The sequence below is a fragment of the Rhodococcus sp. 06-156-4 genome (genome assembly GCF_002259345.1).
GTDB lineage: Bacteria > Actinomycetota > Actinomycetes > Mycobacteriales > Mycobacteriaceae > Rhodococcoides > Rhodococcoides fascians_E.
Genome location: NZ_NPGB01000025.1, coordinates 148,072 through 169,790, shown reverse-complemented (window position 1 = coordinate 169,790; position 21,719 = coordinate 148,072). Strand labels below are relative to the sequence as shown.

Genomic DNA, 21,719 nt, shown 5'->3' with positions numbered 1-21,719 from the left:
CATTCGATACAAGTCGAAAGGGGTGGTGATGTCTCCCGATAGTGTGTCGAGATCGCCCCGAGTGTCTTTGGTGGATGGGGCCGGCCAGCTTCTGGAACGGATTGACCATAGTGCCACCAGTAACAAGAAGTACGCAAAATTGGAATACAAGTTTGCAAACATACTAGGCGTACAGCCTTCAGCAATATATACAACATATGTTTCAAAGGCCGGAAACGTGAGGGTGAGACTTTCTCAATCCTCTCGGGCGCGAATTGCGACAGTCTTAGTGGTTCTGGTCAGTGCACAGGATGCGAAAGATGCTGAGGGTGCGATCCGGACGCTTGTAAAATTTCACGCTGCAGAACGGCCGGACTCTGAGATTCTCGTTCTCGAGCGTAGCGGCAAGGATTCGAACGATTGGAGCGCCACCCTCGCTCTCTTCACGAAAAGAAATGCGGAGCCTGCGATCGCTAAGCTGGTCTCGTCGTGGTCAAGTCTCTCTAAAGTTGCTCCGAACCGTCAAGTTTTAGAAGTTAGCGATCAGCTTCAACTTGATGGACACGCGCTTCAAATTATCTCCACGGCAACTCAACTCTCTCGAAAACTCAATTTAAGCTACCCGTTGGCAATGCTGGAATATCAACAATGGGACGACCACGGTTTCAGGTCTACCTTTGCCGCGAAACTGTATCTTTCTCCCGCAAACTACCGAACCCTCGGGAATGTAAAGATACTCTCTACGTCGCAAACGCAGGGCATTACGGAGTTGCCGAAGCGTGTCGTATCTGTTTTGCCTGAAACGCATTATTCAATTGGTCAAGATTTCGACTACTACTTGCAACTTGATGGTCTCCCAGCCTCTTTGAAGCATGACTATCTGAGGGCCATGCGGGATATCACTCGACTGGACGAGGATGCATTGCGGCATGTCCAGACACACTCAGGTTTCGATGACTCCCTGCTGAGGAGTGCCACGGCGGAGAATATCGCAATTAAAAGCGGCGCCGGGAAAATGACGGGAGCAAAAAACGAGGTTGTTGGATCTTTCTCTTATATTCCGCCGATTAAGCATAGTGGTGGTAAGTATGACACGGCTATTAACTTCAGTTTTCTATCCGATGGGTACTTGCCGGGTCGCATAAACGCGCTTATCGGTTACAATGGGGTAGGAAAGTCGCGAACCTTATCGAGCCTTGCGATTCTAGCTGCTACAGAAACGTCCGAGCGGCTGAGGTTGGCTGATGGGCACGGTCGGCTTGAATCCGAAAACTATCGGTACAGTTCAGTATTTGCTGTCTCATACAGTGCATTTGACAATTTCGAGCATCCTTCAACCTCAGCTGGTGAGTATAGCCTCGGGTCTGACACTTACACCTATACATACTGCGGAATAAGAAAAGTCCGAGATGGGTCGCCTCAGCCGGAGCTGAAAGGCCATCAAGAGTTGGTTCAAGAGTATGCAGTGAGTCTCGACAAGATAATTGCTGCAACCGAGCGGTCATTGCTACTAACGCAATGCACAGATCTTTTACGAACTGAGCCGTCGATTGCTAGATCTTCGATCTCGTCGCTTTCGGATTCAAAGTGGGTCTCAGTTGACGATTTCGCGCTGGCTAGCTCCGGGCACAAAGCGGTGTTTCATTCCTTGGTGTTGTTGGTCGCCAACCTGCAGCCCACATCCTTGGTCTTGGTAGACGAGCCCGAGTCGCACATGCACCCCTCCCTTTTGGCAATGTGGTTGCGGGTGTTGGGGCATATTCTCGAAAATCGGGATTCACACGCCATAATCGCCACACACTCCCCGGTAATAATTCAAGAGCTACCGGCACGCGGGGTTAGGGTGCTGGAGCGAATCGGAGACCGCCATTATTCATCGAGTTTGCCTGAGGAATCTTTCGGTGAAAACCTGGGTCGAATCGTGTCGTCGGTATTTCACCTCGATGCCACGGGCACCGACTACCATCAAGTTCTTCGTAGGATGGCACTCGAAATGAGTTTGGAAGACGCAGATTTGCTTTTTGGACGCGGTATGAGTAATCAAGCCCGAGCTTTCTTTATAGCGATCCAGCGTTCGCAGAATCGACCGGCGCAATGAAGAAACCCGAAACTCTCGGTAGGGATCCAAAATCGGATTACGATCTTGCAATAAAGCGACGATCGGCCGCATCAGCCGAGCTTCTGCTGGAAGTACGGGATCGAGTCTTTTCCGAATACTGGCGGTATTTTCATCTGATTGCGTCCGAGTCGGCCAAGGGCTCAAAGTCTGCGATGACGGGGACTCGCCACGGAGGAGCGCTGATCGGAAACTACCGGTTGATGGATTCTGGCCGACCGCTCGATGGCATCAGAATGGATGTGATTCAGTCGGCGTTCCTAGCATTATGCTGGATGTGCGAGGCCGCTACTGCTATCACGGTGGATCACTTTCTCCCGAAGTCTAGGTTTCCTGAATTTTCAATTTTATATTTCAACCTACTCCCTGTCTGTTCTGAATGTAACAATAACAAGCGCGATAGGATCTTCAGTCCAAAAATTCGGTTTGGACACCCGTACGTGACACAAGATTTAGTAGAGGAGTTGCCCTGGTTAGACTGTGTAGTTGGAATCCAAGATTCGGAGGTAACAATAAAGTTCAGGATTCTCAAAAGTGCCGACTACTTTGACGAGTTGCAGGATGCATTCACAGCCTTGAAATTGGAACGTCGATATCAGGCACTTGCTATACAAGAGGTCTACAATATTGTGGATGAAGTGAATAACTTAGGTGTACCCGCTATAGTCGCTCGTGGAGCAATTGACTTGAGTAGGCGCGCCGTTGTTCTCGAGATGAGGTACGGTCATGACTACTGGAAGGTGCCGCTGCTTAAGGCACTAGATCGCTGCGATGATTTCTGGACCGATTGCATCTTGTCTGCCCAGGGGTATCCATTCGGATTGTAAGGTCTCTTCGACGCTCTAAGACCGCAATACGGGCGGTTTGTAAAACTGCAATCCATATTTCTTTCGATTACTCGGCCCCGGAGACCTCTCGCTGCCGCACGCACGTCCTACCTGTACCAAAATCCCTACTGTCTCGGTGCCCAACCAGGTACAGCCTGCTCTCCGCTGGCCAGGGCGGTAGATGTTTCTCCGGCCCAGAAGTTGCTCGCACGTACCCGTCGTATTGGTCGACCCTCGGTTTGAACCGTCCTGGGTTTGATGCCGCTTCGTTCTTTGTAAAGGACGAAGCACATGTCGAAGCGTTACCCGGCCGAGCAACGTGAGCGAGCGGTAAAGACGGTCCTCGACGACCTCCACGAGTACAACTCAGTCTACAGCGCATACAAAGCGATCGGACCGAAACTGGGCGTCGGCGCCGAGTCACTCCGGCTCAGAACACGCCAGGCCCAGATAGATGCCAACCAACCCCCCCGGAGCAACGACCGAGGAGCAACAGCGCATCAAGGAACTCGAACGCGGGAACCGAGATCTCAGGGAAGCCAACGAGATTCTGAAGTCGGCATCAATTTTCTTCGCGAGGGAGCTCGACCCTCGCCGCCGCTGATAGTCCAGTTCATCGATCAGATGCGTGCACTGAACTACCGGATCGAGTCGATCTGCCGAGTGCTTACCGAGCACGGCGTGCAGGTCGCCCCACGCACGTATTGCAACTGGAAATCAGCACCACCGTCCGCCCGCACGATCTCCGACGCGTACCTCACCGACGCTCTCCGTGGCACGGTCGGCGAACCGGAAGAGCTCGACGGTCGGCGCAAGATGTACCGTCACCTGCGTAGGAAGGGCCATAGCGCTGCTGCCTGCACGGTTGACCGCCTCATGGGCGACGGCGGCATGTCCGGCGTCGTTCGAGGGAGACGACACCGCACCACGATCCAGGGTGGCAAGAACGCCACACGGGCCCTGACCTGCTCGACCGTGATTTCACTTCCGACGCCCCGAATCGAAAATGGGTCACCGACTTCACGTACACCAGAACGTGGGCTGGATTCGACTACGTCGCGTTCGTCATCGACTGCTTCTCCCGAGCCATCGTCGGATGGCACGCCTCGATAGTCAAAGCCACCACTATGGTCACCGCAGCGTTGAAGATGGCTCTCTGGCGACGAGATCACGGCGGATACCGCGTCGTCTCAGGGGTCATTCACCACAGCGATGCAGGCAGTCAATACACTTCGAGCGCGTTTGCGGAAACGCTTGTGCGAGGTGTCGCTTGCCAGGTTGATGGGACCACCTGGTTGCCAGAGGGTAGAGACCACCGTGGCGCGTTATTGAGGATGCGTGTTGTCGGTGTTTTCGTCAACTGTCCCGAGGCGGGTGCGTTGGCGGTAGGACGGTCCTTCGATGATGAGGGTGTGCGCGGCGGAGGTCAGTCGGTCGATTGCTGACTGCGCGAGGAGGGTGTCGGCGGTCATGGTCAGCCACTCCGATGGCGCGCGGTTCGAGGTGACGATCGTGGTTCTTTTGCGGTGGCGCTCGACTATCAGTTCGTAGAAGTCGCTGGTCTCGGTGGCATCGAGTGGGCGCAGCGCGAAGTCGTCGATGATCAGAACTTCGATGGCGGTCAGCCGCCGGATTTCGGCGTCGACGGTGTTGTCGAGTCGCGCCGCTCGTATCCTGGTGAACAGTTTGTCCGATCGAGCGAACAGTACACTGTGTCGTCTCCGGATTACCTTGTGTCCCAACGCTGTTGCCAGGTGAGTCTTGCCGACTCCGACCGGCCCGAGGATGATCGCGGACTGATGCGCATCGAGAAATCGCAGTGAGGTCAGATCGCCCAGCAAAGTCCGGTCGTAGCGTAAATCGTCGAGTGCGTTCCATGAGTCGAACGCCATCGCCGGGTCGAGCCCTGCCTTGGTCGCCCGCAGCATCGCCGAACGGGAGTCGCGACGGTTCACTTCGTCGGCGAGGAGTGCCTCGAGGAATCCGATGTGGCTGAGCTTGTGCTGGCGGGCCAGAGCTGCGCGTTCGGGCAGGGTGTCGGCGAGCGCGCCGAGTTTGAGGGCCTTGAGTAGTCGGACGAGGTCGGTGCCGACCGGTTCGGTCGTGGTTGCGGTGCGAGTGGTGCTCATGAGTTTGCCTCCGAAGTTGCGGTGCTGCCGTCTACGACGGAAAGAGATGTGACTGCAGTAGAACGGAATTCGGCTGGGTCGCGGGAGAATCGAGTCGAAGATTGTCCGACCGCTTTCGGTTGATCCGGCGCGGTGGATTCGGTGGCGCGCCCAACATCGAGGCGATCTTGGTGACGGAGACGACGTCGAGATCGAGTGAGAGCGAGCATGCCTGATCAACGCGTTCGGCTCCGTAGCGGCGGACGAGTCCTTGGAGGCGGTAGACGCTGCGGATCCTCGTCCACGGCAGTGGGTCGTCGAGTATCCGTTCGGCGTAGATACCGAAGTTCGGTCCGGTCGAGGTGCACTTCGCGATGAGTGAGGTGACATCGCGCAAGGCGTAGTCGGCTTGTGTTCGGGGAGATCTGCGCGGTCGGTGCTGCGGCCACCAGGAGGCTGACGGGGGTGGATCTTGGCCAGGGTGCCGCGGTCGTAGAACTTCACCAGTTCGGTGTCCGCGCGCACCGACAGGCTCGATCCCATCCACTGCTGCGGCAGCGAATACAACGCGCGTGCGACTTCGGCATGGAAGTCGCGGTGGACCTTGACGTCCTTGAAAATCGACACGTCGTAGACCGCCGGCACCGGTAGCAGTACCGACAGTTCGGAGTCCTCGAATACATCCAGCGCCCGTGCACAGGTCGTGCCATGGATACGCATACCCGCAGTGCTGCTGCATCAGCGAACCACCGCCTCCTGCGCTTGCGAGAGGCTGGTGAACCGTTCCCCGGCCCAGAAGTTCCCGCGCACGTACTGCACCGTTCGTTCCACACGCGGCTTGTCCTTCGGCGACCGGACCCGCGCTGGATCGGTGATGAACCCGACATGATTGCTGTAGTCGAGCCAACCATCGCTGAATCGCGGAGTGATCGGGTCTGCCACGTTGACAACGGGTTTGAGGTTGTCCGGACACAGAACCGCGAAGACTCCGCCGAAGAACTTCCACGCCACCTCGCAGCCGGCAATCACCGCCCACCAATGTCTGCGAGTACGTCAACCACACGAACATGTGCCGGCTGTAGACCGCGGTGAAAATCAGGGCGTGGACCTTGCGGGCGCGCCCGTCGTCGGGGTCGGTGAGCATCCCCAGGTATCGGAAGTCGACCTGGCATTCGATCCCCGGGTCACCGTCGACGACACGGACCGTCAGGTTCTTGCGGCCGAATCCGCACCTCTCGGTGGCGAACCGGTGCAACGTCCGATACGGCACCACACAGCCCTTACGTGCAGGCAGCACTTCGATTTTGGCGATAGTGAGCGGCTTTTGTTCACCATCGCCTTCCACCCACTTGCTGATCTGCTCTTGATGGGGCACGAGCTGCTCCCATGACGCGCCGTGGCCGTGCGGGCGGTCAGGGCGAACAGTGTCGACCACTGCCGCGATCATGTCGTCGTTCACCGCAGCGACGCTGTCGGTTTTCTTCAGGTCAGCCGCCTGGGCGGCCTCTACGTAGCGGCGCACAGTCTTACGGTCCACCCCGGCATGCTCGGTGATCTTCCGCAACCCAGGAGCCGGCAGTGCCGCCGTCCCGAGCCACAATCGCAGTACCTCTCTGATTTCGTTTACACTGATCTCCCGAAAAGCCATGCTCACCGACCTCCGTGACGTGCTTCGTGCTGTCACAGACGATCGAACGAGCAAACGACGGGACCACCGGCACGGCGCGCCGGGTGGTCCCATAACTGGCAATCCAGGTGGTCCCATCACCCTGGCAAAATCAGATCAAACTGGTCCCATGCTCATCGCAGACGACACGAGGGTATCGCGGCTTCCATCGGAAGTGTCGGGGATGCCTACGATAATGCATTGGCAGAGAGCGCGATTGACCGTCCTGGCCGAGGACCCCGGCGACAATCACAACTTCTCGGGCGCACCAGCTACCGCCCTGTCCGGTCTCGTAGTCAACCGGTTGCGCTGGCCGGCGGACCAGCGACCCGCATCCGGGGCGGCCCTGCACGCGAAGGTGGTTGTCATCGATCGATCTACCGCGCTGATCACCAGCGCCAACATCACTCGGCGCGCAGCAGGCGACAATATCGAGACAGGATTGCTTGTGCGGGGAGGAGACATACCCCGCCGTCTCGCCGGACACGTCGATCAGCTTTTGCAACGGCAGGTCTTCCGCGATGCACGATGAGCCACCGGCTCTGGGATTCCCACTGCCGAGAAGCGGCAATTCACCTGTCCTCAAACCGATAGGACCCAGTAGCCTGGTCTTTTGCATCGCCTGGCCACCTCGATTTTCGTACATGCCGAGTACGACGAGCGACGTCGAAACCGTACGAACATCGAACGCACATTTGGCCCCCGCGCCGCCTGTCTGGACCTGACATAAGGGTCCGTTATCGGCCGGATTGGTATATCGGTCGACGCGAGGACGAATCTCGATACCTGCTGGGGCGATAAGGTGGTGCTCCATCTCTCGAGCGCATGCAAGGAGACCCGCGCCTGTGCGGTCGATCGACTCATCGGACCCCGACGCGGCCAGCTCATCCATCATCTTCTCGAACGCGCCGTGCTGAGCAGCCAGGTGTGCCGTGAGCTGCACCGGTCCGGCGGGAGTTACGCCGATCGTCGCCCGGACGTTGCCCTCGGCATATTGGCGCGGTGGACGATTGAGCAGTACGAGCTCGCACCCGACGCCACGTGGTGTTCGACAGCTACCTCGCAGAATTTCTGGAGACCGACGAAACCCGAGCGCTGTTGTCCGAGCTCCGAACTCGGTGCTCGTGGGTCTTAACCTCGCTCGTCAAGACCGCTCTATCGACGTCAGAAGTTCGTGATGGACTACGAAAGCTCATCGATTCAGGCGACGAGCTTCTAGTTGTCGACGTCACGGGAGATGTCCTGTCAATGGCCAAGATGAAGTCCCCACTGGTGGCCAAGTAAAAGTCCCCACCCCGTGTTGATGTTTCCGGTTGGTCAGGTGCGGTCCTTTCGGTGTTGTGCGTCTTTCATGCGGTAGGACTCGCCGTCGGTGACGACGATGGTGGCGTGATGCAGCAGTCGGTCGAGGATCGATGCTGCGGTGGTGTGCTCGGGCAGGAACCGACCCCACTGCTCGAACGGCCAGTGCGAGGCGATTGCCAACGACCGTCGTTCGTAGGCGCCGGCGACGAGCCGGAACAGTAGCTGCGTTCCGGCGTCGTCGAGCGGGGCGAAGCCCATCTCGTCGACAATGATCAGATCGACCCGCAACAGTGATTCGATGATCTTGCCGACGGTGTTGTCAGCCAGACCGCGATATAACGTTTCGACGAGGTCGGGGGCGGTGAAGTAGCGGACCTTGTGACCGGCGTGGATCGCGGCGACTCCGAGACCGATCAGGGTGTGCGACTTCCCTGTCCCGGCGGGCCCGATGATCGCTAGATTCGATTGCGTCCTCACCCAATCCAGACTGGAGAGGTAGTCGAAGACTTTCGGTTGGATCGAGGATGCGGCGACGTCGAACGGTTCCAGCGTCTTCGTCACCGGGAACGCCGCTGCTTTGAGCCGGTTGACGATGTTCGACGCATCTCGGGCTGTAAGCTCGGACTCGACAAACGTCTGCAACACCTCTTCCGGTGTCCAACGTTGGGTCTTGGCGGTGAACAGCACTTCCGGTGCGGTCCTGCGGATCGCCGCGAGTTTGAGCCGCCGCAATCCCGCGTCGAGGTCGGCAGCGAGCTTGGGAACGTGTTGTGGTGCAGCAGACTTCGGCCTGTCTGCAACCAACTTGGTTTCGGTCATGACGGCACCTGCTGACCACCGGACGGTCGACCGACGGCGTAGGCATCCAACGACCGAGTCGGGGCGGTCGGCAGATCCAAGATCAGCGCATCCCCGGCAGGGCGGGGTTGCGGTGTCCCGGCTCCGGCGGCGAGGATCGAGCGCACATCGGCAGCTTTGAACCGCCGAAACGCCACGGCGCGGGTCAACGCCCCGACCAACGCCTCATGACCGTGCGCGGCGCCGAGCGCAAGAAGCACCTCGAGCTCGGAAGACAACCGGGTGTTGCCGATTGCCGCGGCACCGACCAGGAATTGTTCTGCACTTGTTCCGAGTGTGCAGAATTGTTGTTCGACAGTCGTTCTCGGACGTGGGCCTCGGTTCAGGGCGGGCCGGGCGCCGTCGTAATGTTCATCAAGGACCGATGCCGTGCCTGGCTGCGCGAGATCATCCTCGGCGAGAACCTCGCCGCTGGTGGGGTCGACGATCACGAGCCGGCCGTCGACCTGTGTGAGCGTCACGGCGCGGCCGATGAACGTCATCGGCACCGAGTAGCGGGCCGAGGCGAACCGAACACACGAGAGGCGGTCGACCTTGCGGGTGACCGGCGGTGGCCCGATCTGCAGGCGGAGCGACGGCAGCGCAGACAGCAGTCTCGCTCCGAGCTGAGTTGTTCGTCGGGGATGGCGCAGGTTTCCGAGTGGGTTCGGGCGTTGACTTCTGCGCACCAGCTCTTCGCGGCCGCGTTCGCAGCGTGGACATCGACGATGGTGCCGGCAACGGCTGCTTCGGTCAGCAGCGGGACGGCGAGGTCGCGTTGGGCGTAGCCGACGAGGTTTTCGACGACACCTTTCGATTGCGGGTCGTTGGCGTGGCAGAAGTCCGGTGCGAACCGAACATACTCGGGGGTCGGGATGACGACGTTCGCGACGACACCGCCTTTGAGGCATGCCATGCGGTCGGTGAGAACTTTCGCCGGGACACCGCCGACCGCGGCGAGCGCTTCGGCGATCAAAGCCATTGTGGTGGTTGCTTTCTCGTTGGTGGCGAAGGCTACGAATCGCCAGCGGGAGTAGGCCATGACAGCGCAGAACAGATGCAGACCGCCGACGGTGGCCCAGTCGATGACCAGGTAGTCACCCGGTGCCCACACGGCGGGTCGGCGGCCGCGGTGGTGCTCGGCTCGCCACTTCGCTTTCTCGTCGGCGACCAGGCGCCGAAAGTTGCGGTCCGATCCGTCGTAGCCGGCGGTGCGCGCGATCGGCAGGATCCGTTTCGCGGAGATCCGGCCCTGGGACTTTTCGACGCGTTCGGTGACCAGCTCGGCGACCGCGTCGTAGTTGTGTTCACGTTCGACACGAGCGGTAGGCGTCTGGCCTGCTTGTTCGGCTTCGAATCGTTCGACTGTGCGTTTGACGGTCTTGTGGGTGGTGCCGCACAGCTCGGCGGCTGCTCGGTACGACCCGACTTGGTTGTAGGTGGAAATGATGTCCATACGGTCCCTCGCAGACTTCAATGGAACTCCCCGGGTAGTGCGGTGTGTGGTTGGCACCTTCACCGTCACCGCTCGGGCCAGAAGTTCCTGGTCGACACGACGAACACGGGGTGGGGACTTTTAGTTGGCCACCAGTGGGTACTTTTTCATGGCCACGGACACAACGGTTTGCCGGGCACACCCCGGGTCGGTCGGCGACGTCGACGATCGGTGCACCGTCGCGGACCTCTATAACGGCACCTTAACGCACCTCGACGGCGATGCGGGCGGTGCGGGCGGTGAGTGCGGAACCGGACTGGGACGAATGAGGTGAGGGCACCGAATCAATATCAACTAACTTGGTGGACTGTCAGACATGTCCCGGTTACGTCGACTCGAACATGGTCCGAACCCTTACACGGCAGGCTTGCTTCCTGGCGTCCGCCCTGTCTCAAGTTTGCAGTCAGTATCGTGCTCACCAAATTGCCGCCGCATTCGGCGCCGATAAAACGAGCGCTTCTGAAGACCCTAGAGTGACGGCGTTCGGCCCCCGTGGCGGTGATAATTGTATCGGCTAAACTGTTATGCTCTCCGCTGTCGCGGCATACATAAAACTAAAGACGAGTATGCGTATGCAGTCTTGTCAACGTAGTAAAGCCAAACATCTAAGGTCCCACCTGTAGGCTTCTGACGCTAAAAGGTTGATTTGGTCTTCAACGTCCCACGGCGCATAGCGAGCACGGGCTCGCCCGTCTTGTCGATTCAGCACTGATATCTGCATTGGAGGGTTCGCGGCTGGTAGATCTATCAATATCTCGCCTCGTGGATTGACTGCCCTTCCGTGCGCAGCGTCCCCCCGATTCGAACCAAATGCATCCATGGCACTTAGCCATACGTTGTCAAAATCAGACTCGGCGAAACCGAGCGGAAGAAACAGGCTGTAGAGGTTTGATCGTTTGATACCTTGATTATGGTCGATCGTTTTCCGATATCTATCAGCTGCGGACTTGATTTGCTCATCCACACTTCTAAACTGGAATTGAGCTCTTGGTAAACTAGCAACCTGTGCGCGGTAGTCAAGATCAATCAGTGACTGGATTACTGCATTCATTTTCCCTGATGATTTGTATTTCCACAAAGCGGCTTGTAGGACCTTTCGGGCGAGCTCCTCGAAATATGCTTCGAAGACCGCATGAGACGAAATCAACAGCATTTCCCCCATCAGCAAATCGCGATCCCGCGGAACCGCACGGCGCGGAGAACGAAAATTATTGCATAATGATGTGAGATCGCCAGCGAGTTGCCCGCATAGTATGCTGCGTCTACGCATTGTAGATGTATCTATTCGCGGATGGAGAAATTTCAGCGAGGGCTTCCCCCCAGCACTTGAGTCGAGTCGTAACCGCACCAACGGATTTCGTAGTCGCGGTCAGTGAAATCGAAAACTCTTCGTTTTCACGACAAAGCTTTTCAAAACTCAAACGCACTGCGGCAGCGTCACGTACGCAAACCTCACGAACGTCATCGTGCTGGAGATAATAAGACATTATGTCCAACACAGCCCGATTGCGGCGGGTTTCGTAGCCACGATTGGAGTAGCGTTTAAAGGCGTTATTCGAGAAGATCTCGTGCGTAGCAAGTATTGCCGCATCAAGACCATCTGCGGCTTTTTCGACATCAGTGTGTAGGCTAGCCCAAGAGTTATTCGCGTAGGCGCAGGTTTCGTCCAGGAATAGTCTGAGATTTCCGGCGTACTCGTCGATTCTCAGTGTGAGACCTACGTGACGAATCAATATTTCAGCATCACGCATCCGAAAGTCCGGGCGCTTCAGTTTAAGAAATAACCGGATACCGCTGCTCTCGGCGGAGTAACCCATCGCGAAGTCCATAAATGGTCCAGGGTGTAGCGCTCGCCTCAGCTCTTGAGGGGAGAGTCCAGTTACGTTGGAATTCAGGCGTAGAAAAGTGAGGTACAACAGTGCCTCGTTGGTCCAGTCGCGTAACACCACGGCCCGGACGACTTGATTTTCGAGGGCTGCTGCGTGACCTTCGAATTCTGGGCGCTCTTGAATTTGCTTGAATGTGAAACCGTTTAAATTCCGCAGAACCTCCAATCCTTTCAACTTCATTGCTGGACCGTCTAGTCCCGCAAAGCGCTGCAGGCTCCTCAAGCGTTGTTTACCGTCAAGTACGATGAATTTGCCGCGCGCGCTTTTGTGTTCCGCAAGGATGATTTGAGGCACTGGTATACCCAGCAGAAGGCTTTCAATAAATCTGGAGCGGCGCACATCCGTCCAAACGTCTCTTCGCTGAAATGCCGGCTCCAGGTCGAATCTACCTCGTTGCAGTTGGCCAATCAGTGTGTCGACGGTCCAATCTGTCCCCCACGTTACCGAGGAATCAAGTTGCACATCAGTCGCCAAATCGGATTCGTCGATCTCGCTCGACAGCGGGTCATCGTCGTAAGTGCTCACAGACAAAATGTATCTCTTGCGCGCGCCATTGTCACCACACCGACGGACGACACGCACCGGTCTCTGAAGTCGGGCCGCCCCACGGTGCGCTCTTAGCGTGCAGGCATATCAGTCGGAGAACTTCGAATACTGGTGGTGTCGGGCTTGACGGCGTCCGCGAAGAGTCTAATCAGCGCCCACCGCAACGAGTCCGCGACGCCGTAGATTCGGGCCCGGTCGAAGGACGCACTGTCGAACGATCCCCACGCCATATCGAAGACTTCGCCTTTCGTCGCAGTCGAACCGGCGGATTTCCGCCAGCAATGCTCCGATGTCCTGCAACGGAGTTATTAATGCTGCCGAGTCCCAGTCGACGAGGCGCATCGTGCCGTCGTCGAGCGTCAGGACGTTGGGGCCTTGCCGTCGCCGTGGTACGGGACCACGTCGAAGCCGGTGGCGTCGATCCGCGCCTACGCAGGCGCGAGAATGCTCAGCATCCGCGCGAAGTCGGTCGGCAACGCGCCGCCCACCTTCTCTACTAGCCCGCACACATCCGCCAGGTCGTCGAATACCGATGCCCGAGGCGTGATCCTGCGCAACCCGTGCACGGACGTCCGCAGCGCCACGAGGTTGCTGGCCTGTGGTTCCATGACCTGCACGGACGCAACGGATCCGGCCGCAACGTCGGGCACGTCCGGTAGCGCCGAGTACCGCTCTAAATGGGCGCCCCACCAGCTCGGGCTCGCCATCGTGATAACCGGATCCAACCCAAGGTCGGCGGCGGGCCACACCCAACCCGCTCGGTGTGTTTCGTACGGTCATCCAGTGCTCCGATCTTCTGAGCCACTACATCCGTCGGCCAGCTCATGTCGACCTCACGTGCACTTTCGAGCCACTTCGTCAAACGCAGGACGGCCTGATCGGCGAACCGCGGCCCCGCAACCTGAATCCCGACCGGCATGTGCTCGTTAAATTCGAAGCACAACGCCGACGTCGACTGCGCGGTCTGGCTGAACACGCCAAGAAGCCCCCAAATGGTTGTGCGGCATTGAGCCCGACGGCCCCGGCTCCGACCTGCGCCGAAGAATAGTCCGCGGCCGGAGCCGCCCAGTCGGCAACGGCAGGCAGGACTCGAGTTCGTCGCTCGTCCGGAATGGACGCCCACTCCGTCCATGCTCGCACCTGGAACAGTCGATCGAGAGCCGGGTACGGATCCTCGGTGAAGATCGTGGGCATCTCGGTGACCACGGCACCCGCTACGCGCAGTTGGGTTGCTGCAGAACGGACCACACGCAGTCCGTCGGAAATGTTTGTTCGTAGCTCATGTCGAGCATGACGCCGACGCGCAGTTCGGCAGGGGCGAGACGGGTGTGGATGTCGGCGGTGTCCTCGTATGGCAGGCTCCACGCATCGCGTGTATTGGGTCGGGTGATGACGCGGCCCAGTGCGTACTCACAAACAGGAGCGTACGGCCGAGTACCGACATCGTGGATCGCCCGATGGGCCCGCATCGCCGTCTGTATGCGACCGAAAGGACGAAGTGCACCGTCCGATCTGCCGAGGCGCGGACAGGGCCGACGGCGGTGGTGTTGGTGCATTTCCGAATGAAAGGAATTCCGTCATGACCACTAACAACCCGAACCCCCGGTCGCCGTACGCTCCGCCCGCTCCCGACCATAAGAGGAGTTGGTTTGCCCGGCGCAAGATCTTGACCGTCATTCTGGCGATCGTTGTGCTGGGTGTGGTCATCCGGCTAGTCGGTGGTGGTTCTTCGGACAACCAGACGGCCTCTGCGCCGGCCGGGTCCTCGGCGTCGGATGCCGCGGCTCCTGCAGCTCCTACAGCTCCTGCAGCTTCGGCCGACCCGGCTCGGCCGGGGATCGAAGTCCCGTTGCGCGACGGCAAGTTCGAGTTCGTCGTCACCGCGGTTGCACCACCCGTTGCGACGGTCGGCTCGGAGCATCTGACACAGACCGCTCAGGGCGAGTTCCCCGAGGTGACGATTTCCTTGCGCAGCATTGGCGATCGAGCGCAGAGCTTGGACGCGTCCTCGCAAAAGTTGCTCGATGCTGACGGCAAGCAGTACTCGGTCGACAGCGTCGCGACCGCCTACCTCGACGAGGGCATCGGCTACGAACAGATCAACCCGGGCAACGCGATGGACACGACCGTCGTGTTTCGACGTCCCCGTCGGGACGGTGCCTGCCGAGATCAAGCTGCACGATTCAGCGTTCTCGGGGCGGCACGACGGTAGTTCTCCGGTGATTGAGGCCGTCAGCCATCGGTAGCTCCGGATTTGTTCCACTCAATGCAGTGTCGTTCGCGTCCTCCGGGAGAAAGTAATGATCAACCCGGAGCTCTCCTCGGCGCCGCACTGCTCGCCCGGCCGACGGTCACGCTTGCGCAGTTCGGCGACCGGACGAGCTGGTCTACGGCAACACGCCTACCGACGACGTCGGTCCGCTCGTGTTCGAGCCGCGGGAGCACCGCGTTGTACGACGCGATCGGCCGGCTCGTCATCGAGGTCGGAGCTGGGCTGGCTTGCCGGAGCCGGCGAGGAACGTCGGTACTCCGATTAGCGCGGGATCTGCCACGGGCGGGGCAACATCGGCGAGGGAGACGGACTCCGTCGGACTAACTTCCTTGGTAGTCACGAGCGTGAAGGTAGCAACGGTTGACTGCCGACTACACCCGCCCAACGGACCAGTTCCACCAGCCGTATGGGGAGGTGCGGAGGGGGCTCTATCTTCGTTTGCAGTGGGTTTCTTTACAAACTCTGCACCCAGTATGCCCATCTCGGGTCCGCCATTTTGATCCTCGCCCGCGCGAGTTTCCACGACCCGTATTTGTGGTAGTCGAAGTCCCACGCCCCGCTGAGCTTGTGGTTCACACACCCCCACAGGCCCCACTTCACGTCGGCCAAGAAACTGCACACCTGCACCCGGGACACCATGGACCATTCCGCTTTACCGAAGAACTCCTCGATCAACTCCATGACCTGCTGCTCGCCGTAGAACATCTCGGTCACCAACACCGCGAGCTCGTAAGCCCGATCGTTGTTCGACGCGAACTCGTAGTCCACCAGTTTCATCGGTAACCCGTCACCGATGAGGATGTTGCCGGGCATCGGGTCATTATGGCACGCAACCAGATCCAGGCCGGACGCCAGCATTGCAGACTTGGCCTGCCGATACTCGGTCAGAATCACCTCGGCATCACGCGGCAACCGCACATCCAGCTCGGCAACTTGGTCGAGGTGCTCGTCGATCATGTCGAAGATCGTCTTCGTGACGCTCAGTTTGCTGCCCGAATGCAGCGTCCGATACACATCGATCATCCCCAGCGGAATCTCCGGACGCTTCAGATCCCCGTTCGTGCACGCCCGGTAGCCCTCCAAGAACTCGATCACCTCGACCCCGGTGGTCGGATCGAACAGCACCACCTCCGGCCCGATCTCCAAAGCGCCAGCCCGTCGAGCTGCTTCGTTGGCGAGCGATCGGTCGATGAACGAGTCGGTCCCAACACCGGGGAGCTTCATGAAGTAGCGCTTGGGTTTGCCTTCGACGGTAATGCGCCAGTTGCTGTTCATCAGTCCGCCGGTCACGGGGGAGTAGGTGACGTTCAGCCCCTCCCACTCGGTGACGGCAGCGAGAGCTTTTTCGACCTGACGCTCGGGTTCGGTGCGGGCAGATCCGACAGCTATTTCGTTCATGGTCACCTCAGATGTTCCGTACACGGTCGTCGAAATGCGGATCACGCAAACCAGCGCGCGCCCGCAGGAACTGCCAATCGGAGAACTTCGAATACTCGTGCGTTCCGGGCTTGACTGCATCGCAATACAATCCGATCAGAGCCCACCGCAGCGAGTCCGCAATCCCGTAGATCCGCGCCCGATCGAATAGCGCACTGTCGAACGATCCCCACGCCATCTCGAACACCTCACGCGCATCCGAGTCGAGCGGCCGAATCTCGGCCATCAATGCGCCGATGTCCTGCAATGGATCCATCAGCGCCGCGACATCCCAGTCGACGAGGCGCATGGTGCCGTCGTCGAGCATCAGGATGTTGGAGACGTTGCCGTCACCGTGGCAGGGGACCGCGTCGAAACCGGCGGACTCGATGCGAGCCTGCGCAGGGGCAAGGGTGCGAAGCATCCACTCGAAGTCGGCCGGCAACGCGCCGCCGACCTTCGCGATCAACTCTTGCATCACAGCGAGGTCGTCGAACACCGATGCCCGACGCGTCACCCCGGTCAGCCTGTGCACGGACTTGCGCAGCACCACCAGTCTCTCGACGTTCGCGTCATCGTCGAACAGATCCAGGGTGGCGGTCGACGAGACACCGGTGAAGTCCTCCATCACCAACACACCGGAGTCGGCGTCCGAGATGAAGATCTTCGGGCCGATGCCGGCGTCACCAGCAGCAGTAGCGGCAGCGAACGTCGCTGCGAAGTCGACGTAGTCACGTGCCTGCGTCTTCATGACCTTGACGAACGCGGCGGAGCCCACGGCGCTGTCGGCGATGTCGGCTCTGCCGGTGTAACGCTCGGAATCAGCGCCCCACCAGCTTGGGCTCGCCATGGTGGGTCCAGCGTCCAACACGACGTCGCCGGTGGTCCAGACGCCGATGTCGCTCAATAGATTTCGTACAGTCATCAGGCTGCTCCGATCTTGTCTGCCGCCACGTCGACCGGCCAGTCCATGGCGATCTCACGCTGAGTTTCGAGCCATTTCGTCAATCTGAGGACGGCCTGGTCCGCGAAGCGCGGCCCGACGACCTGAATGCCGATGGGCATGCCCGCGTTGGTGCCGAACGGTGTGCTGAAGCCGAAGCACAATGCCGAGGCGGGTTGCGCGGTCTGGTTGAACCACGCGGTGAAGCTGCAGTGCCCCAGCGGTTGCAGCGGATCGAGGCCGACTTCCTCGGCGCCGAACCCAACCGTCGGAATCACGGGACTGATCACGAAGTCGAACTCACTTGTCCTCGCCCGCACGAACTCTTGCGACCGCATCACCGAGTCGGTGTCCCGCGAGAAGTCAGCGGCTGAATAGTGCGCGCCCCCGTACGCCCATTCCGCCACGGCGGGGAGGACCTCGAACCGACGCGCCTCCGGAATGGACTCCCACTCCGTCCGCGCACGCACCTGGAACAGGCGATCGAGTGCCGGATAGGGATCGTAGGTGAACACCGGCGGCATCTCGGTGACAACCGCTCCGGCGGCACTCAGCTGCGCGGCAGCGTTCCGCACCACCGCAGCGACGGGTTCGCTGACACTGTGCCCGTAGCCCATGTCGAGCATGACGCCGATCTTGAGCCCCGCAGGTAACAGTGGCGCATGAATATCGTCGGTGTCCTCGGACGGCAGGCTCCACGTGTCTCGCGGGTCCGGCCGGGAGATGACGCGATACAGATCGATCAGATCGTCGACGCTGCGGGCCATCGGCCCGGCCGACCGCATCGTCGACGGCGCCACATGCGGAATGCGTCCCTGCGTCGGCTTGAGCGCCACCAACCCGCAATGGCCGGCGGGCAGGCGAACCGACCCGGCGATATCCGAACCGACAGAACCGAAACCGATGCCCGACGCCAAACTCGCTCCCGCACCCGAGCTCGACCCACCGGTATTGCGGCTCAGATCCCACGGGTTACGCGTGATCCCGTACAGCGAACTGACGCCGGCGGCCATCATGCCCATGTCGGGCATCGTCGTCTTGCCCACGATGACCGCGCCAGCCTCCTTGATCCGTGCAGCCGGGGGAGCGTCCGTCGTCGACATCTTCAGATCGGCGTTGGCGGCGACACCGTGACGCCACGGCATTCCGATCGCGTGTACCGAGTCCTTGATGGTCACCGGAATGCCGTCGAGACCACCGAGAGCCTGGCCCGCGCGAAGGCGCTCCGTCGCGGCCTGCGCCGCGGCCCGCGCACCCGATTCGTCCACGTACGCAATCGCATTGATCACCGGATTGGTGACCTCGATGTGCTCGAGCGTCGCATCGAGCACATCGAGGGGCGTGGTGTCGCCGGAGGCGAACGCGTCGCGAATCTCGGCGACGGACTTGGTGAGGAGAGGATTCATCGAAGGCCTTTCGAACCGAGCGCGTCGACTCGCGAGCTGCCGGTGAGGACGGCAGTCGTAGCGGGCAAGTCGATCATGTGCGCCTTCTTTCTTACGACGAAGTGTGGCTGGCGTTAGCGAACTCTGCAGGATGAGCTGCGCCGATATCGCCCCGGACCATGCGCGCGACGGTTTCGGTGAGCATCTTGACGCCGGCGAGCAGGTCCTCGTCGCGCGTCAGTTCCTTCTCGCTGTGCGAGATGCCGTCGACGCTGGGGACGAAGAGCATGACCGTCGGGACGATGTCCTTGAGGTTGACCGAGTCGTGCCCGGCCATCGTGAGCATCCGGCGATAAGACAGGCCGAGGTCCTTCGCGGCCTCCTCGGCGAGTTCGACGCCTTCGAGCTGGTAACTCGTCGACGGGCGCAGCGACGAAGTATCGATGTTGACGTTGACCTCGGTCACCTCGGCGATCGCAGCAAGCAGCATCTCGTGGGCCTGTGCGAGCACGTCCGGATCCGAGGACCGGAGGTCGACGGCCATGGTGACCTTCGACGGCACGACGATGGGGGAGTTGGGTTCCACGTCGAACTGCCCGACCGACGCGAGCAGCAGTCCGTCGTCGAACTTGTTTGTTAGCTCCCTGGCGGCGAGGACGACGCGACTTGCGCCGACCAACGCGTCGTGCCGCAGCGCCATATGCGTTGCGCCGGTGTGCGACTGCTCGCCGTGCACGGTGATCGAGTACTTCCGCGCTGCCCAGTTGGCGGTCACGATGCCTATCGTCGTGCCCTCTTGTTCGAGGATCGGGCCTTGCTCGATGTGGATCTCGGCATAGGAGACAGCTTCGGGTTCTGTGTCGGTTCCGTGGAAGCCGATATCGGACAGAGCATCTCGAACGCTGATGCCGGCGCGGTCGGTGACCTTGAGGATGTCGTCGGCGTCGAACTTACCGATGAAGACCCCGCTTCCCATGAGGGAAGGGGAAAAGCGGGAGCCTTCTTCGTTGAACCAGTTGACGGCAGCGAGGTTGAACTGCGGCGTCAGCGAACCTCGTTCGACGTGTTCCTTCAGGTGATGCACGGCGTGGGCAGCGGCGAGGACACCGTAGGCACCGTCGTACTTACCCGCGGTCGGCTGGCTGTCGAGATGCGAGCCGACCAGAACGTAGGGAGCACCGGCTACGAATTCGGCGCTGCCGTACATGTTTCCGATGGCGTCGACGGTGGTGGTGAGGCCGTGCCGGTCGAACCAGTCGGCGAGGAACCGCCTGGTTCGACCGTCGTCCGCGGTCGCTGCCTCCCGGTCGACGCCGCCAGCTGCAGTGGCGCCGAACGAGGACATCGTCGCAAAATCGTCGAGAAAACCCATTAGATCTTTTCCGGAGCAGGGGTGGCGGCCATCTCGTCGATCTGGGCCTCGAAGGACAGATCTGCGGGAGCGGTGCGGGTGGGACGCTTGCTGACCTCGAACATGGCGTCGACGCGGGCCTTCTCCTCGGCCGTGGTGCCGGTGACCTTGGAGACGATGAGGAAGACCGCCAGGTTGACGGCCATGCCGATGACGCCGCCGGTGAGGCTGCCGAGGCCGACGATGTCGTCGGGGAAGATCGCGGTGAGCACGAGGGCGACGGTGAAGCCGGAGACCATGCCGGTGACCGCGCCCTTGCCGTTGCCGCCGCGCCAGAAGACACCGAGGAACAGAGGGATGGCGAGCTGCACGACGCCCTGGTACGAGATCTGGGCGAGGAGCTGCAGACGCGTCATGTTGAACGTGGCGTAGGCGACGACGGCTGCAGCGGCCATGAAGCCGAGCATGCTGATCTTCGCGACCTTGGTGAGTTGGCTGTCGGTGAGCTTGCGCTTGTCGGAGTTGACGAGGTCGTTGGCGATCTGCAGGCCGCAGACCTGGACGCTGCCGTCGATGTGGCCCATGGATGCGGCGAACACCATGGTGGCGGCGAGTCCGAGCAGCCACGTTCCGCCGTAGCTTTCCGCGATGGTGAACCAGCCGGTCTGAGGCGATGCCACGACGTCGGGCATGACCGTGCTGGCGATACCGACGAGCATCAGCAGGGAGTAGAAGACCCCGGAGATCAGGACGGTACGGATGGTGCCGGATTTGACGGCCCGCACGCTCGACGCGGTGTAGATGCGCTGGAAGCTCGTCGGCCAGCAGAGCGATCCGACGACGCCGGTGAAGATGAGGGCGAAGAGGTAGAACGGGCCGTACGCGTCGCCGTCACCGGGGACCTTGAGGTATTCGTCGGCGACATCTCCGAGGGTGGAGAAGCTGATGGGGCCGCCGGCGAGACCGGAAAGCAGGATCAGGCAGAGCGCTGCAGAGAAGACGTAAGCGACGATGCCCTGGAACATGTCGGTCATGATCAGGCCGCGCATGCCCATCTTGACGGTCCAGAACTGGCGGATGACGATGACGGCGAGTCCGACGAACAGGCATGTGGTGACGGACCATGCTCCGGCGCTGGCGACCTGGAAGACCTCGCCGAGTGCCTGCATGCCGAGGACGACCCACGGGAACAGCGAGACGATTCCGATGACGCTGGCGACGATCTTGGTGCCGCGCGAGTTGAAGCGAAGGCCGAGCAGGTCGGGCTGTGAGCGGAGGTTGTACTTCGCTCCCCAACGCCAGGCGCGGGTGGCCATGAAATACATCATCGCGACGCCGAGGCTGGAGTACGCGAGGCCGTAGAGGCCGAACACTCCTGCGCCGCTGGCGAGTCCGAAGAACGCGATGAACACCGATCCGGGCCACCACGAGTTGACGTAGCTCATCGCGACGTACCAGGGGCCGTAGGAGCGGCCGCCGACGGAGTACTCGTCGAATGTGGGGCTCGTCTTCTGCTGTGTGGTGTAGAGGATGAAGATGACGATGGCGTAGAAGACCGCCAGCATTCCCAGCATGATCAACATG

17 protein-coding genes and 2 pseudogenes are annotated in these 21,719 nt (G+C 60.3%); 5 read left to right on the top strand and 14 right to left on the bottom strand.

Annotation, left to right across the window (positions count from 1 at the left end; genetic code table 11):
• Positions 1–61: 61 nt before the first annotated feature.
• Positions 62–2,077 carry an AAA family ATPase gene (locus CH290_RS16585; RefSeq protein WP_170947610.1) on the top strand — a complete coding sequence of 672 codons (2,016 nt, stop codon included), beginning with the start codon at positions 62–64 and terminating at the stop codon, positions 2,075–2,077.
• Positions 2,074–2,922, top strand: coding sequence for an HNH endonuclease (locus CH290_RS16580; RefSeq protein WP_033187881.1), 849 nt, complete (start codon positions 2,074–2,076; stop codon positions 2,920–2,922). The genes CH290_RS16585 and CH290_RS16580 overlap by 4 nt, the downstream gene beginning before the upstream one ends.
• Positions 2,923–3,639: 717 nt before the next feature.
• Here the strand turns inward: CH290_RS16580 and CH290_RS29975 are convergent.
• On the bottom strand, positions 3,640–3,843 hold the full coding sequence (locus CH290_RS29975; protein WP_141216214.1) for a hypothetical protein: 204 nt from the start codon (positions 3,841–3,843) through the stop codon (positions 3,640–3,642).
• A gap of 44 nt (positions 3,844–3,887) precedes the next feature.
• Between CH290_RS29975 and CH290_RS31155 the strand changes: the two genes are divergently transcribed.
• Positions 3,888–4,367, top strand: coding sequence for a DDE-type integrase/transposase/recombinase (locus CH290_RS31155; RefSeq protein ID WP_141216221.1), 480 nt, complete (start codon positions 3,888–3,890; stop codon positions 4,365–4,367).
• Here the strand turns inward: CH290_RS31155 and istB (CH290_RS16565) are convergent.
• Together istB (CH290_RS16565) and CH290_RS31150 are read right to left on the bottom strand one after the other, a co-directional pair.
• Positions 4,248–5,051: an IS21-like element helper ATPase IstB gene (gene istB / locus CH290_RS16565; protein ID WP_033187880.1), complete on the bottom strand. Its 804-nt coding sequence runs from the start codon at positions 5,049–5,051 to the stop codon at positions 4,248–4,250. The two genes, CH290_RS31155 and istB (CH290_RS16565), sit on opposite strands and share 120 nt — an antisense overlap.
• Positions 5,048–6,678: pseudogene (locus tag CH290_RS31150) on the bottom strand (IS21/IS408/IS1162 family transposase). Before CH290_RS31150 ends, istB (CH290_RS16565) begins: the two are co-directional and overlap by 4 nt.
• Positions 6,679–6,880: 202 nt before the next feature.
• On the opposite strand from CH290_RS31150, the gene CH290_RS30295 reads away from it, so the two are divergent.
• A complete protein-coding gene (locus tag CH290_RS30295) occupies positions 6,881–7,228 on the top strand; it encodes a phospholipase D-like domain-containing protein (protein WP_170947653.1) in 348 nt (115 codons plus the stop codon).
• Positions 7,229–8,013: 785 nt separating this feature from the next.
• Here CH290_RS30295 and istB (CH290_RS16545) read toward each other — a convergent pair.
• The 6 genes and pseudogenes from istB (CH290_RS16545) to CH290_RS16525 form a co-directional block, all read right to left on the bottom strand.
• Entirely contained in the window at positions 8,014–8,820 is an 807-nt protein-coding gene (istB, locus tag CH290_RS16545) for an IS21-like element helper ATPase IstB (protein ID WP_052082948.1), read from the bottom strand.
• Positions 8,817–10,315, bottom strand: a pseudogene (istA, locus tag CH290_RS16540) (IS21 family transposase). The gene istB (CH290_RS16545) and the pseudogene istA overlap by 4 nt, the downstream one beginning before the upstream one ends.
• Before the next feature lie 601 nt (positions 10,316–10,916).
• The gene (locus tag CH290_RS29970; RefSeq protein WP_141216213.1) at positions 10,917–11,495 is read right to left on the bottom strand and encodes a HEPN domain-containing protein; all 579 of its coding nucleotides are present in this window, start codon (positions 11,493–11,495) and stop codon (positions 10,917–10,919) included.
• 100 nt (positions 11,496–11,595) lie between these two features.
• Positions 11,596–12,747 (bottom strand): DUF262 domain-containing protein, encoded by a 1,152-nt coding sequence (locus CH290_RS16535; RefSeq protein WP_170947609.1) that lies wholly within the window; start codon positions 12,745–12,747, stop codon positions 11,596–11,598.
• 449 nt (positions 12,748–13,196) lie between these two features.
• Positions 13,197–13,475, bottom strand: a complete 279-nt coding sequence (locus CH290_RS16530) for a hypothetical protein (protein WP_141216212.1) — start codon at positions 13,473–13,475, stop codon at positions 13,197–13,199.
• Between the two features lie 507 nt (positions 13,476–13,982).
• Positions 13,983–14,237, bottom strand: coding sequence for a hypothetical protein (locus CH290_RS16525; protein ID WP_033187877.1), 255 nt, complete (start codon positions 14,235–14,237; stop codon positions 13,983–13,985).
• Between the two features lie 110 nt (positions 14,238–14,347).
• Here CH290_RS16525 and CH290_RS16520 point away from each other — a divergent pair, with 110 nt between their 5' ends.
• Complete coding sequence (locus CH290_RS16520; protein ID WP_230620832.1) at positions 14,348–14,980, top strand: DUF4352 domain-containing protein; 633 nt, start codon at positions 14,348–14,350, stop codon at positions 14,978–14,980.
• A gap of 513 nt (positions 14,981–15,493) precedes the next feature.
• Here the strand turns inward: CH290_RS16520 and CH290_RS16515 are convergent.
• The 5 genes from CH290_RS16515 to CH290_RS16495 all read right to left on the bottom strand — a co-directional run bounded on the left by CH290_RS16515 (position 15,494) and on the right by CH290_RS16495 (position 21,718).
• On the bottom strand, positions 15,494–16,438 hold the full coding sequence (locus CH290_RS16515) for a choline/ethanolamine kinase family protein (protein WP_033188008.1): 945 nt from the start codon (positions 16,436–16,438) through the stop codon (positions 15,494–15,496).
• A gap of 7 nt (positions 16,439–16,445) precedes the next feature.
• A complete protein-coding gene (locus tag CH290_RS16510; RefSeq protein WP_033187876.1) occupies positions 16,446–17,381 on the bottom strand; it encodes a phosphotransferase family protein in 936 nt (311 codons plus the stop codon).
• Positions 17,381–18,805, bottom strand: coding sequence for an amidase (locus CH290_RS16505; protein WP_033187875.1), 1,425 nt, complete (start codon positions 18,803–18,805; stop codon positions 17,381–17,383). Before CH290_RS16505 ends, CH290_RS16510 begins: the two co-directional genes overlap by 1 nt.
• 91 nt (positions 18,806–18,896) lie before the next feature.
• Positions 18,897–20,129, bottom strand: a complete 1,233-nt coding sequence (locus tag CH290_RS16500) for a M20 family metallo-hydrolase (RefSeq protein ID WP_230620831.1) — start codon at positions 20,127–20,129, stop codon at positions 18,897–18,899.
• Between the two features lie 26 nt (positions 20,130–20,155).
• The gene (locus tag CH290_RS16495) at positions 20,156–21,718 is read right to left on the bottom strand and encodes a sodium:solute symporter family protein (protein WP_033187873.1); all 1,563 of its coding nucleotides are present in this window, start codon (positions 21,716–21,718) and stop codon (positions 20,156–20,158) included.
• Position 21,719: the final 1 nt, after the last annotated feature.

Excerpts from the sequence above, each read along its gene's own strand:
- CH290_RS16580 (WP_033187881.1), top strand. The coding sequence starts at position 2,074 with ATGAAGAAACCCGAAACTCTCGGTAGGGATCCAAAATCGGATTACGAT.
- CH290_RS16500 (WP_230620831.1), bottom strand. The coding sequence starts at position 20,129 with ATGTCCTCGTTCGGCGCCACTGCAGCTGGCGGCGTCGACCGGGAGGCA.
- CH290_RS30295 (WP_170947653.1), top strand. The coding sequence starts at position 6,881 with ATGCCTACGATAATGCATTGGCAGAGAGCGCGATTGACCGTCCTGGCC.
- CH290_RS16520 (WP_230620832.1), top strand. The coding sequence starts at position 14,348 with ATGACCACTAACAACCCGAACCCCCGGTCGCCGTACGCTCCGCCCGCT.
- CH290_RS29970 (WP_141216213.1), bottom strand. The coding sequence starts at position 11,495 with ATGGGGGAAATGCTGTTGATTTCGTCTCATGCGGTCTTCGAAGCATAT.
- CH290_RS16510 (WP_033187876.1), bottom strand. The coding sequence starts at position 17,381 with ATGACTGTACGAAATCTATTGAGCGACATCGGCGTCTGGACCACCGGC.
- CH290_RS16525 (WP_033187877.1), bottom strand. The coding sequence starts at position 14,237 with ATGCGGGCCCATCGGGCGATCCACGATGTCGGTACTCGGCCGTACGCT.
- istB (WP_052082948.1), bottom strand. The coding sequence starts at position 8,820 with ATGACCGAAACCAAGTTGGTTGCAGACAGGCCGAAGTCTGCTGCACCA.
- CH290_RS16515 (WP_033188008.1), bottom strand. The coding sequence starts at position 16,438 with ATGAACGAAATAGCTGTCGGATCTGCCCGCACCGAACCCGAGCGTCAG.
- CH290_RS16505 (WP_033187875.1), bottom strand. The coding sequence starts at position 18,805 with ATGAATCCTCTCCTCACCAAGTCCGTCGCCGAGATTCGCGACGCGTTC.
- CH290_RS16530 (WP_141216212.1), bottom strand. The coding sequence starts at position 13,475 with ATGGCGAGCCCGAGCTGGTGGGGCGCCCATTTAGAGCGGTACTCGGCG.
- istB (WP_033187880.1), bottom strand. The coding sequence starts at position 5,051 with ATGAGCACCACTCGCACCGCAACCACGACCGAACCGGTCGGCACCGAC.
- CH290_RS16495 (WP_033187873.1), bottom strand. The coding sequence starts at position 21,718 with ATGTTGATCATGCTGGGAATGCTGGCGGTCTTCTACGCCATCGTCATC.